Below are 12,383 nucleotides of genomic sequence, written 5' to 3'. Positions count from 1 at the left end.
GCCACCCACCAGCGGCTCATCACCGTGCGGGCCGCCCTCAGGCTGGGGAGTCGTCGTCCATAGTGACAATGATCTTGCCTTTAGCGTGGCCAGTTTCCAGAGCGGAAAAGGCATCCGAAATCCGTGTGAGCGGATAGACGCTGTCCACCACCGGCCGGATCTTTCCCGTGTCCACCAGTCCGGCCAGGAAGCGGAGATCATCACCGCTTGCGTGCATAAACAGGTATCGGTACGAGACCCCGGACCTCCAGGCGCGAAGCCGCACGCCCAGGCTGATCACCCAGAACAGGGCGGCGACGGCGCGGGACGCATGGAGGTCCTGGAGCGCTGTTTTGGGTTCGGGGATTCCGGCCACGGAGACGACGGCGGCGCCACGCCTGAGGATGCGGAAGGCACCCTTCAACGTCCGCCCGCCCACAGCGTCCAGGGCTGCGTCGAAGTCCTTGAGGGCGTGTGCGAAATTCTCCCGCGTGTAATCCACCACGTGGTCCGCGCCCAGCTCCCGGACCAGTGCATGCCCGCGGGGAGACGCAGTGGTGGTCACCTCGGCGCCGTAGTACTTGGCGAGCTGTATCGCAAGGGTTCCCACTCCGCCTGCCCCGCCGGAAATGAACAGCCTGCTGCCCGGCTGGATCCGCAATTCGTCACGAAGCGACTGCAGCGCCGTAAGTCCTGCAAGCGGAAGGCCGGCAGCTTCAACAAATTCCAGCGATTGAGGCATCAGTGCCACTAGCTCTTGGGGAACACAGACAAACTCGGCGAAAGCGCCCAGCCCCGGAGCGTCGACGCGCGAATATACTCGGTCCCCCGCGCGGAAACGATTGGTGGCCGACCCGAGCCCGACGACGGTTCCCGCCAGCTCGCAGCCCGCAATGAACGGCAGCCTTGGCCGGAAAAGAGGCCGCAGCTTCCCCTGCCGCATCTTGTAATCCACCGGGTTGAGGCCCGCTGCCCGTACCTTGATGAGCACATGGCCTGGCCCGGGGACCGGCGTGGCAACATCGCGCAGCGCCATGGCTTCCGGCCCGCCATAGCGGGTGATCACATAAGCGCGCACTGTCCAGCGCTTCTGTCCCGTGCGGCGCTATTGTCGGTCGCCCTGCCGGGCTTCCTCGGCCGTTGCGTCCCTGGAATCCAGCTCGTCGGCTTCAAGACCCGCGTCCAGTGAGGCGCCATCACCGGGTCCGTACGCCAGCGACGCGTAGTCGGTGTCGTCGTCGGCATCCAGCAACTCGTCGAGTTCATCCAGGAGCCAGGGGTTGATGCGCTCGAGGATCTTGCGGACTTCGGCCTCGGGGACCGCCGCATAAAGGACCGGCCGCGCATCCTTGTACCGCGTGACCGGCGGCTTATCGGGCCACTTCTCAGCAAGGGCTTTGACCCTCTCAGGAAGGGAATTGTGGGCGTTGTCCGCGATCTTCACGAGCGTGGCGTCGTGGTCCTCGGCGATGAAGCGGATCCCGGCCTGGTAGTCGTCCGGGTCGTCGTGAAGGCGTTTGGTCACGCGCTCGATGATGCCAACGGCCCGTTCCGAGACTCCCATTTCCAGCAGGGCCTGCCGGGTGATGGGAGTGTCCTCAGCAATGTCGTGGAGGTAGCCGGCGATCCTGATGTCGTCGTCGAAGTCCGCGAGCGCATCGCCTACAGCCAGCACGTGCTCGCGGTAAGGGCGCTTGAGTTTGTCTTTCTGGCGGTTGTGGGCCACCTCGGCAAGGACCATGGCCGTCTCAACTGTGAATCGTGGTTCTGGCATGTGTGTCATCCTCTACTCGGCAGGCGGCCGGTTCCGGTCCGGAAGGCCGCACTCCAGCGTAGCCCCTGGCTCCTGGCCCAGCGCGAGGATGGCCTGCCAATGCACGATCGAGGGGGGTCAGCGGTGGCCAGTCTCGGGTTGAGGAACAGCGGGCTGACCACCTGTTTGCATGTTACACAGAACGATACGGTGCCGCGAAACATCGGGCCCGGATGCTCAGTCTCTCCTCAGCTTTGTGTGAGTATCGATATTTGAGGATGAGTAAGCAGAACTCAGAATTGGCAGAACAACACCCCTCCCCAATGACCTGCACTGAAATCCCTGCTTTAGCGGATCCTGCTTTAGCCGATCCTGCTTTAGCCGATCGGCCAGATCCACGGCTCCCGTGGCAGCCTCAGAGGGTCAAAGACACCCAGGGCCTGATCCAAGGACCCGGCCGGAAGCCCCAGCGACTCCAGAAGCATGTCCCGGACCATCTCGGCTGAGATACCCTTCTGTGCCAGGTCGCTGAGCGTCACTGCACCATCGCGCTTTGCCAGCCGGGCGCCGTCGGAATTAACCACCAGCGGTACGTGCGCGTAGTCCGGGACGGGCACCTCAAGGAGGGATGCGAGGTACGCCTGGCGGGGCGTGGACGGCAGCAGGTCATCACCGCGGACCACCTGGTCGATGCCCTGGGCGGCATCGTCCACTACCACTGCCAGGTTGTACGCGGTGACGCCGTCATTCCGGCGGAGTACGAAATCATCCACGATCCCCGTGTAGCTACCATGCAACATGTCCTTCACGGTCCACTCGTCGGTCCAGGCACGCAGGCGGATCGCGGCCGGACGGCTGGAGCGCCGGAATTCCACCTCAGCACGGGACAAATACCGGCATGTTCCCGGATAGGCACCCTGCGGAGCGTGCGGAGCGGAGGGTGCTTCCTGGATCTCACGCCGCGTGCAGAAGCATTCGTAAGTCAAGCCCGCCGCGGTGAGCCGGGCAATCGCCTCCGCGTAGACCGGCTCGCGCTCGGTCTGGCGTACGACGGCGCCGTCCCACTTCACGCCGATTGCGGCCAGATCGCGGAGCTGCTCTTCTTCAGCTCCTGCCCGCGCGCGGTCGAGGTCTTCGACCCGGACCAGGAACTGCCTGCCGGTGGACCAGGCAAACATCCAGGCGAGGATGGCGGTGCGCAGGTTCCCCACGTGGAGTTGGCCCGAGGGGCTCGGGGCAAAGCGACCTGCTGACGTCATGCCTCCAGCCTAGGCGCAGGATGGAGAAGCCTGCATGCACACAAGAGCCCCTCAGCTACCGCAGGATTCCATGGAACCGGCGCCGGTGGCTCAGGGGCTCTTGTCGTGAAGGGTCCGGACGCGTCTTTCCTGACCCACGTAAAGCTTGTGGAAACGATGTGTGCTGGCGACGATGCGTGAACAAGTGTCAATCAGCGGCTTCCTCCTTGCGGGAGGCGTTGTCCGGGGGCCGGGTGGTGTACCGGCGTGCCCTTAGCCTGTCGGATTCGGCGGTGGCCTCCTCCTTTATTGCCACCATTTGAGCAGAAGCCATACAGTTGGAGCAACAGGTGCCCTTTAGTCTGGTCAATTCGATCAATTTTATACATCAATCGTCGGCAGGAGTGGTCAGATTGCAGGAACTCGATTCCACGGACCGCCGTATTCTCGCCGCTTTAGACGAAGATCCTCGCTTGCCCATCATGGTGCTCGCCCAACGCCTCGGCCTCGCGCGCGGAACTGTGCAGTCGCGCCTTGAGCGGTTGTCGACGTCGGGCGCTCTTCGCCCGAACAGCAGCCGTGTTCTTCCTGCCGCCCTCGGGCGGGGTGTTGCAGCGTCCGTGAGCGCCGAATTGGACCAGAGCCACCTGAACGAGGCGATTGCCGCCCTGCGGGAGATTCCTGAAGTACTCGAGTGCCATGCGCCCGCCGGGGACACTGACCTGCTGATCCGGGTGGTGGCCTCGAGCCCTGACGACCTCTACCGGGTGTCCGAGGAAATCAGGCTGTGCCCGGGAATCGTGCGGACCTCCACCAGCATGTTCCTGCGGGAAGTCATCCCGTATCGGACCACAGGGCTGCTCGAAGGTTGAACCGCTACGGATAGCTGCAGCGCGGTCACTCCCCGCCGAGCTGTTTCCAGTCCTGCTCCCACAGTTTCCGCATCTCGTCGTCCTTGCGGAGTCGGCAACTGCCTCAGCTGGCCGCCGCCACCCACACACCTATTAACCACGTGCTTGCGGCCAGGCACGCAAGACCGAACTCCACCAATATGCCTAATCCTGTGGCCTTGAGCGCTGCCCAACTGGTGGTTACTGCAGTTCGGAACTTCCGAGTCCGGTGGAATTCGCTCAGTAGCAGGCCTGCGGCGAAGCCCACAAAGAGCCCCACTACGGGGATCACGAACATCCCCACAACGGCCAGGACCAGCCCGACGACGACACTCCGGTTGGGAATCCGGTGCTCCCTGAGCTTCCGCCCGGTCAGAACGGCGCTGGCCGCCATGCCGGCAAGGACGAACACCATTCCGATCCCGAACACCACCCAGCCGCCTGCGCCCGCCCCGCCCCAGATGGCCCAGGACAGCAGGCTCAGGGCAATCAGGATGCTGCCCGGCAGTACGGGAATCACCGTTCCAGCCACTCCAACCAGAATGGCCAGGCCGCAGAGTATCGTCACGACGGTCTCGGGGTTCATGGCCCCAGTCTAGGACGCGAACGGCGAAAGGCTGGTTCCTGGAGGCACCGCGGGGAGCCTGCAGGAACCAGCCCGGTCCCAAAGCGCGACGGCGGTACCTCCCTTTCGCGTGCCGGGGAGATACCGCCGTCGTAATGCTGGGTGTTGCCTTGTTGCGCCTTACTCGGTGACGGCCGCCGCTACTGCTGCTGATACTGCCGGGGCAACCCGGGGATCCAAGGGGCTGGGCACGATGTAATCTGCGGACAGCTCCGGCTCGGCGAGCTCGGCAATGGCACGTGCAGCGGCAAGCTTCATTGCAGGCGTAATCCGGCGGGCACCGGCGTCGAGCGCCCCACGGAAAATTCCGGGGAACGCGAGCACGTTGTTGATCTGATTGGGGAAGTCACTCCGGCCGGTGGCCACCACCGCGGCGTACTTGGAGGCGATCTCCGGCAGTACTTCGGGGTCCGGGTTGGAGAGAGCAAACACAATGGAGCTGTGGTTCATCAGCTTCAGGTGTTCCTCGGCCAACTGCGATGACGATACGCCGACGAAAACGTCCGCGCCGAGGAGGGCCTCTGCCGGCCCGCCTGACAAGGCGCGCGGATTGCTCTTTCCGGCCAGCTCCGCCTTCTTGCTCGAAGGGTTTGCCGCGATGTCCGCCCGGTCCTTGACGATGACACCCCGCGAGTCCAGGACCACGACGTCATCGATGCCTGCGGCAAGGAGGATTTCTGCAACTGCGATTCCGGCAGCGCCGGCGCCGGATACGACAATCCGCAGGCCCGCCAGTTCGCGTCCGGTGACTTTTGCGGCACCCGTGAGGGCGGCCAGGACCACGACGGCGGTGCCGTGCTGGTCGTCATGCATCACGGGGCAATCCAATGCCTCAATGAGCTTCTCCTCCAACTCGAAGCAGCGCGGTGCTGAAACATCCTCGAGGTTGACGGCACCGAAGCTGGGGCGCAGGCGCACCAGCGTTTCCACGATCTCGTCGACGTCCGTGGTGTTCAGGACGAGCGGGATGGAGTCAAGGTCACCAAAGGCCTTGAAGAGAGCTGACTTGCCTTCCATGACAGGCAGTGAAGCGCTGGGGCCGATGTCGCCGAGACCCAGGACGGCTGTTCCGTCACTTACAACTACGACGAGGCGCTCAGCCCACGTCAGGGTTTTTGCGAGCTTCGGATCGGCGTGGATGGCCCGGCTGACCTGAGCCACCCCGGGGGTATAAGCGATTGAAAGGTCACGCTTGGTGGCCAGCGGGACGGTGCTGGCTATGGACAGCTTGCCGCCCCGGTGGGAAGCGAAAATTTCCTCTTCGCTCAAGGTCGCGGCGGATTCAAGGTCGGTGGGAGTGGTCGTTTCAATGGACACGTCGTTGTCTCCTGGTCTAGGCCGTGGTCGCACGGGATAGGGAAGGCTCAAGCGCGAGCCGCTCGAGTTGGGCAGATCAGCGAAGTCCATGACCGATCCAAGGGGTGGCTGGACCGCCGTGTCTCCTGCGGGAGGAACTGCTTGCCCCTCCGGTACTGCCATGGTAAATCGCCGGGCGGGGTCAACCAGACCACTCTTGGGCCCAGTGCCCGGATTTAGGCATGGCTAGTCTGCCCGAGTGATGGAAATTACTGTCTTATGTCTCGATTGTGACTAGCCGGTCTAGACCACGGCCTGTAACGAACGCGTCCCTGCCAAGAGGGAACAGGCCCTCTTCAGATCCTCTTCGGCCTCAAAAAGGGAGAGTCTGCGGCACCGGACAGCCTGCACCAGCCCAGTGATTGTCAGCAGGAGGATCCGGGACTTCGCAACATCACCGCTGGCCACCGTCACCGCGTGCTCCGCAATTGCATCGATTTCCCGCAACAGGTCGGTGGTGTCCCTGTCCTTCTGGTAGCTGGTCCGGCTCAGGCACTGCTCCACCGCCGGCTGCATGACACGCATGTGGAAGATCTCCATGCTGACGCCGACCAGGGCATGGACCCGGACGTTGCCTTTTCCCGGCCAGCTGCCCACCTGCAGCTCGCCGAGCTGTTTCCGGTACAGTGCCAACATCAAATGGGTGGCGGAAGGAAAATAGCGGTACAGCGTGCCCAGCGGGACGTCAGCCTTTGCAGCAACTTCGGAAAGAGTGATGGACTCAAGCCCTTTGCGGGCGAATCCGGCAGCTTCATCCAGCATCCGGGCGTAGCGCAGCTGCTGGCGCGGGAGCAATGGCGGAGCGGCCATGGGTGGCAGATCTGAATTTAGTTCAAGCATCAGCACGTTCCGGGAGAGGGCTTTTTGCAACCGCAAAGCAGGCCCCCGGTCACCGCACTGCAGCAGCAATTCGCTGACAACTATACGGCACGTAACTTTGTCTTATTCAGTAAAGGCGACGACCTGGCAACCCGTCGCGGTGTGCGCGCCTCCGCTATTGAACGCCCTTGATCTTGACCACGAATACTGCACCGAGGAGCCCAATGAAGGCAGCCGTACTGAAGAGTGTCACGTAGCCGCCCAGGTACTGGAGAGAGACGAATGCAATCACCGGGGCAACCACCTGAGGGAGTGAGTTGGCCACGTTGATCACCCCCATATCCTTTCCGCGGTCTACGGCCGTTGGGAGAACCTGGGTCAGCAGGGCGAAGTCGACGGCGAGGTAGGCCCCAAAGCCGATCCCCAGGACGGCGGCGCCCACCAGAGCACCCGTCCACACCGGGAAGAACGCCATGATGAGGCCGGCCGTGGCGATGGTGGCAGATGAGCCGATCACAAACGGCTTCCGCTTGCCCACGCGGTCACTCCATGGCCCGGCAAGCACAGCGGTAATCATCACCATCATGGCGTAAATGCCCGTCAGGATCAGCACACCGAGGGCCGGGTCCTCGTGCTTGATGATGTCCCGCAGGAAGAAAAGCAGGTAGATAATGGTGGACTGATTCCCGACGTTGACCAGAAAGCGTGTCAGCCAGGCCCAGGCGAAATCAGGATGCCTTACCGGACTGATCCAAAAGCCCCGCAAGAACCCAAGCCAGGTGAATACCGGCCGGGCGCTCAGCGGCAATGCCGGGTCGTTCCTGTTAAAGAGGTACGGAATGACGCTCAGAATCAGCGCGCCCGCACACAGCCAGTAGCCCACCATGTAATTTCCCGAGACCACGGCACCAAAGACTGCCCCCAGGAGGATCCCGGCAGTCTGTCCCATGGCCGCGAGTCCGCCCACCCCGCCGCGCTGGAAGACTGGAACCCTGTCCGGAACTGCCGCCGTGATCGCAGCATAGGCCGCGTTGGCACCCAGTTGAACCAGGCACCAGAACAGCACCAGAAGAGCGACGGCGGTGGCGCCGGACATAGCCAGCAGCGCGGCTGTCGCAAGGATGGCACCTGCCAGAACCCACGGCGAGCGCCGGCCAAAACGGGAGACGGTGCGGTCGGACAGTGCCCCGAACAGCGGGTTGGCAACCAGGGAAACAGCGGCTCCACAGCCAGTGACGAGCGACAGGATGGCTTCCTTGTTGGCGGCATCGATCCCGATGGCGTGCTGGCCGATAAAGACGTTAATAGGGCCGAAAAACGCCGCATTGATCCCGACGTTGACCAGGACCAGTCCTGTCACCCAACCGGGCGTTACCTTCCGGGTTGGCTCCGCGAGCGCGGCTCCGGCCGGCGGCGCCCCCTCGGCCTCAGGCGTCATGCCAGGCGTTTCGGAAAGGCTCATCTCGGTTCCCCCTGGAAGACACGGACAGTGTGAGTTCAGACTATCGTGGGCAGCAGCCATTCAGGCGATCCCTTCAGCCCCAAACCGGCCGGTAAACGAACATCATCTGAACCAAGGAGAAGTCATGACCGACACATCAGTTGCCACTGCCGATCTTTATGACGAACGGGGTGAAGACCTGGCCTCCGTCTCACTGCAGTTCCAGTCCCTGGGTGGCCACACCCATTTCAGCGGCCCTGTCCGCACCATCAAATGCTTCGAGGACAACGCCCTCGTCAAAGAAGTCCTTGGCAGAGCGGGAGACGGGGCCGTGCTTGTGGTGGATGGCGACAGCTCGCTGCGCACCGCTTTGATGGGGGACATGATCGCGGCGAGCGCCGTTCAGAACGGATGGGCCGGCGTCGTGATTAACGGCGCGATCCGGGATCGGGAGGCTATCGCGGAACTGCCACTGGGTGTGAAGGCGCTGGGCAGCAATCCGCGCAAAAGCTCGAAGACCGGCGCCGGAGAGACCGACGTCGATCTCCTCATCGACGGCGTCACCATCAGGTCTGGGGCGATGATCTGGTGCGACCCTGATGGCATCCTCGTAGAACGCTGACGGGATGAGGTGAAGATGGAAATCCCACCCTGTCATGACACTGCCAAATCTTCATATCAGGAAAATTCCTTCATTGGGGAACAACCAGGGCAGTAAGATAGTTACTGAAAGCAACTATCCTGCTTAATTCCAGTCGTCCCCTTGGAGAAACCATGTCCAAAAGCACTGCCGTGCGGGCACCGGGTGAAACCCTTACTCACCGCCAAACCCTGACAGTCATGGTGGGACTCATGCTTGGCATGTTCCTGTCGTCGCTGGACCAGACCATCGTCTCGACCTCTATCTACACCATCGCCAATGACCTCGACGGCTTGTCATTGCAGGCCTGGGCCACCACCGCTTACCTGATCACCTCCACTGTGAGCACTCCGCTTTACGGCAAGCTCAGCGACATCTTCGGCCGCCGTCCGTTGTATCTCGCCGCCATTGTGATCTTCCTGTTGGGATCCCTGTACGCCGGGTCTGTGCATTCGATGATGGAGCTGGCCATTGCCCGCGGCATCCAGGGCCTCGGTGCCGGTGGCCTGCTGGCGTTGGCCCTGACCATCATCGGTGACATCGTTGCGCTCAAGGACCGGGCCAAGTACCAGGGCTACTTCATGTCGGTTTTCGGCATCTCCTCGGTCCTTGGACCTGTGATCGGCGGTGCCTTCGCCGGGTCTGCCAACATCCTGGGCTTCGACGGCTGGCGCTGGGTGTTCTTCATCAACCTTCCCATCGGCCTGGCTGCCCTCGCCGTCGTCTTCCTCTACCTTCACCTGCCCGTGAAGCACGTCCGGCAAAAAATCGACTACTGGGGAGCGGCGGCCATCACCCTGGCGATCGTTCCCCTGCTCCTTGTGGCTGAACAAGGCCGCGTCTGGGGCTGGACGTCGGTCAGCTCGTTCCTCTGCTACGGACTGGGTGTTGTGGGAATCGTCGCTTTCCTGCTCGCCGAAAAGCGCGCCGGCGACTACGCCCTGATCCCCCTGCGCCTTTTCCAGAACATCACGTTCGGCCTGTCCTCGATGCTGAACTTCATCATCGGCATCGGAATGTTCGGCGCCATCGCGATGCTGCCCATGTACCTGCAGCTGGTCAAGGGGCTCACTCCCACCCAGGCCGGGCTCATGATGATCACGTTCACGCTGGGCATCCTCACGGGTTCCATTACTGCCGGCCGCACCATCTCGGCGTCGGGAACCTACCGGATTTTTCCGATCCTCGGCACAGCGATCCTGACGGGGGCCGCCGTCGTGATGGGCCTTTCGCTGGGTGTCGACACGGAACTTTGGGTCCCGGGCCTGATTGCGGTGTTCTTCGGCATGGGGCTGGGCTTCTGCATGCAACCACTGACCTTGGCCATGCAGGTTTCCGTCCCGCCCAGGGACATGGGGGTGGGAACCTCCTCCGCGGCCTTCTTCCGTTCCATGGGCGGTGCTGTGGGCACTGCCGTCTTCATCTCGATGCTGTTCAGCATGGCTGCGGACAGGATCGCCAGTGGCATGAAAGCTGCCATGCAGAACGCCGACTACCTGGCCGTCCTTAACGATCCCGCAGTAGCCGCGGATCCCGCCAACACCAAGCTCTACGAGTTCTTCAAACAGGGCGCCACCAACGATTCCCTTAACGACACCAGTTGGCTGCACACCGCCAATGCCACGCTCACCAGGCCCATCACCGAGGGCTTCGCCCAATCAATCGACATCGTGATGCTCACTGCTGCAGCCCTGACCGGCATCGCCTTCCTGATCAGCTTCGCCCTCCCGAACAAGAAGCTCACGGACGCCAAGCCTGCTGCTGCCAAGGAGCCAATCGGCGCAGAGGCAGTACCGGCCCACTAGTGGGCCCGGAGTGCCTGCGGGTGCTCCTTGCGCAGGGTACGTTCGACGACGGCGGGAGCCTCCCGCCGTCGTCTTCCCGCCAACAGACCCTCCTTCACCTTCCGCAGGTATTTTGGCAACCCTCCTTCACCTTCCGCAGGTTTTGGGGAACCCTCCTTCACCTTCCGCAGGTTTTTTAGGAACCCTCCTTCACCTTCCGCCCGCTTCCCCCAAAAGGATGGGCCTTCCGGGTAGGGCAAACTGGAACCTCCCAGCGGGGCATGGCACACTGTTGAGCGCGCATGCGCCGGCCTGTAGGGCTGGATCCGGAGCCAACGATGTCTGCAGCGCTTAAATCCGATGCCAGATCCAAGGGGAGATCCATGTCCACATCCAGTACTGAAGTGCGCCCTGGCGTCCCGCGCAAGGTGATCGGCCTTGCGGTCGCAGGCGCAGTGGGGGGATTCCTCTTCGGCTTCGATTCGTCTGTGGTCAACGGGGCAGTTGACGCCATCAAGGACGAGTTCGCTTTGTCCGAAGCCGTCACCGGATTCGCCGTGGCCGTGGCTCTCCTTGGGTGTGCGGCAGGCGCCTACCTGGCCGGAAAAGTGGCCGACAAGTACGGGCGTATTCCCGCCATGAAGCTGGGCGCACTCCTGTTCCTCGTCAGCGCGGCCGGGACGGGCTTCGCTATTGGCGTCTGGGACCTGATCTTCTGGCGACTGGTGGGTGGACTCGGCATTGGCCTGGCGTCTGTCATCGCCCCGGCGTACATCTCTGAGATTTCTCCCCGCCATGTCCGGGGACGCCTCGCGTCGCTCCAGCAACTGGCCATCACTACCGGCATTTTCGCGGCTCTCCTGTCCGACGCAATCTTTGCAACGAGCGCCGGCGGTGCGGACCAGCAGCTATGGCTCGGGATAGAAGCCTGGCGATGGATGTTCCTCGCCGCCGCCCTACCTGCCGTCGTTTATGGTTGGATCGCCTACAGACTGCCCGAATCGCCCCGCTTCCTGGTCTTTAGAGGCAAGGAGGACGAGGCCCGCAGGGTGTTCGAGACCATCGCCCCGGGCGAGGATACTGACCGCAGCATCCGCGAGATCCAGTCGGCCATCGAGGAAGACAAGCTGGCAGGGCAGAAGGGCTCCCTCCGCGGAAAAGTCTTCGGACTGCAGGCAGTGGTGTGGATCGGCATCACGCTCTCGGTGCTGCAGCAGTTCGTCGGCATCAACGTGATCTTCTACTACTCCACCACTCTTTGGAAGGCCGTGGGCTTTCAGGAGAAGGATTCGCTCACCATCTCAGTAGCCACTTCCATCACCAACATCCTGGTCACGCTGGTGGCGATCGCACTGGTGGACCGCATTGGCCGGCGACCCATCCTGCTGGCTGGCTCGATCGGCATGGCTGTATCCCTGGGCGCCATGGCGGTAGCCTTCTCTTCCGCCGCTGGCTCCGGTTCGGAAATCTCCCTGCCGGGCGGCTGGGGACCGGTTGCCCTGGTGGCGGCGAACGTCTTCGTGGTGAGCTTCGGCGCCTCTTGGGGGCCACTGGTGTGGGTGCTGCTGGGCGAGATTTTCCCTTCAAGGATCCGTGCCCGTGCTTTGGGTTTGGCAGCGGCGGCCCAGTGGATTGCCAACTTCGCCATCACCTTGAGTTTTCCGGTCATGGCTGCGGCTTCATTGCCGCTGACGTACGCCATGTACGCGCTGTTCGCGGCGGCGTCGTTCTTCTTTGTCATGTTCAAGGTGCCGGAAACCAACGGCATGTCCCTTGAGCAGGCCGAAACCCTGTTCGTCTCCCCACCGAAATAGCGGGGGGCTGAAAAACCCTCCCTCACCTTTCGCGCTACCTGCGC

General features: G+C 62.8%; 12 protein-coding genes. 4 read left to right on the top strand and 8 right to left on the bottom strand.

What is annotated here, in order from left to right:
- Positions 1–37: 37 nt before the first annotated feature.
- From M1E05_RS01790 to gluQRS, 3 genes are all read right to left on the bottom strand, one after another.
- Complete coding sequence (locus M1E05_RS01790) at positions 38–1,057, bottom strand: NADP-dependent oxidoreductase (protein ID WP_461164264.1); 1,020 nt, start codon at positions 1,055–1,057, stop codon at positions 38–40.
- A gap of 27 nt (positions 1,058–1,084) precedes the next feature.
- Positions 1,085–1,753: an HD domain-containing protein gene (locus M1E05_RS01785; RefSeq protein ID WP_461164263.1), complete on the bottom strand. Its 669-nt coding sequence runs from the start codon at positions 1,751–1,753 to the stop codon at positions 1,085–1,087.
- Positions 1,754–2,109: 356 nt separating this feature from the next.
- The gene (gluQRS, locus tag M1E05_RS01780) at positions 2,110–2,991 is read right to left on the bottom strand and encodes a tRNA glutamyl-Q(34) synthetase GluQRS (RefSeq protein ID WP_461164262.1); all 882 of its coding nucleotides are present in this window, start codon (positions 2,989–2,991) and stop codon (positions 2,110–2,112) included.
- 392 nt (positions 2,992–3,383) lie between these two features.
- On the opposite strand from gluQRS, the gene M1E05_RS01775 reads away from it, so the two are divergent.
- Complete coding sequence (locus M1E05_RS01775; protein ID WP_458112461.1) at positions 3,384–3,842, top strand: Lrp/AsnC family transcriptional regulator; 459 nt, start codon at positions 3,384–3,386, stop codon at positions 3,840–3,842.
- A gap of 103 nt (positions 3,843–3,945) precedes the next feature.
- Here the strand turns inward: M1E05_RS01775 and M1E05_RS01770 are convergent, their stop codons facing one another.
- From M1E05_RS01770 to M1E05_RS01755, 4 genes are all read right to left on the bottom strand, one after another.
- Positions 3,946–4,446: a DUF456 domain-containing protein gene (locus M1E05_RS01770; RefSeq protein WP_309107448.1), complete on the bottom strand. Its 501-nt coding sequence runs from the start codon at positions 4,444–4,446 to the stop codon at positions 3,946–3,948.
- Between the two features lie 159 nt (positions 4,447–4,605).
- Entirely contained in the window at positions 4,606–5,802 is a 1,197-nt protein-coding gene (locus tag M1E05_RS01765) for an NAD(P)-dependent malic enzyme (protein WP_458112462.1), read from the bottom strand.
- Positions 5,803–6,084: 282 nt separating this feature from the next.
- Positions 6,085–6,681, bottom strand: a complete 597-nt coding sequence (locus M1E05_RS01760; RefSeq protein ID WP_458112463.1) for a TetR/AcrR family transcriptional regulator — start codon at positions 6,679–6,681, stop codon at positions 6,085–6,087.
- A 154-nt stretch (positions 6,682–6,835) separates the two neighbouring features.
- A complete protein-coding gene (locus M1E05_RS01755; RefSeq protein ID WP_458112464.1) occupies positions 6,836–8,122 on the bottom strand; it encodes an MFS transporter in 1,287 nt (428 codons plus the stop codon).
- Between the two features lie 124 nt (positions 8,123–8,246).
- Between M1E05_RS01755 and rraA the strand changes: the two genes are divergently transcribed.
- A complete protein-coding gene (gene rraA / locus M1E05_RS01750; protein WP_458112465.1) occupies positions 8,247–8,723 on the top strand; it encodes a ribonuclease E activity regulator RraA in 477 nt (158 codons plus the stop codon).
- Between the two features lie 152 nt (positions 8,724–8,875).
- Entirely contained in the window at positions 8,876–10,546 is a 1,671-nt protein-coding gene (locus M1E05_RS01745; RefSeq protein WP_458112466.1) for an MDR family MFS transporter, read from the top strand.
- Here the strand turns inward: M1E05_RS01745 and M1E05_RS01740 are convergent.
- On the bottom strand, positions 10,543–10,665 hold the full coding sequence (locus tag M1E05_RS01740) for a hypothetical protein (RefSeq protein WP_461164261.1): 123 nt from the start codon (positions 10,663–10,665) through the stop codon (positions 10,543–10,545). The genes M1E05_RS01745 and M1E05_RS01740 overlap by 4 nt on opposite strands.
- 243 nt (positions 10,666–10,908) lie before the next feature.
- Between M1E05_RS01740 and M1E05_RS01735 the strand changes: the two genes are divergently transcribed.
- On the top strand, positions 10,909–12,339 hold the full coding sequence (locus tag M1E05_RS01735; protein ID WP_461164260.1) for a sugar porter family MFS transporter: 1,431 nt from the start codon (positions 10,909–10,911) through the stop codon (positions 12,337–12,339).
- Positions 12,340–12,383 lie beyond the last annotated feature (44 nt).

The organism is Arthrobacter sp. R4-81, from assembly GCF_054792365.1.
Note: the sequence above shows the minus strand (reverse complement) of the source record. Positions and strands in the feature narration are given on the sequence as shown.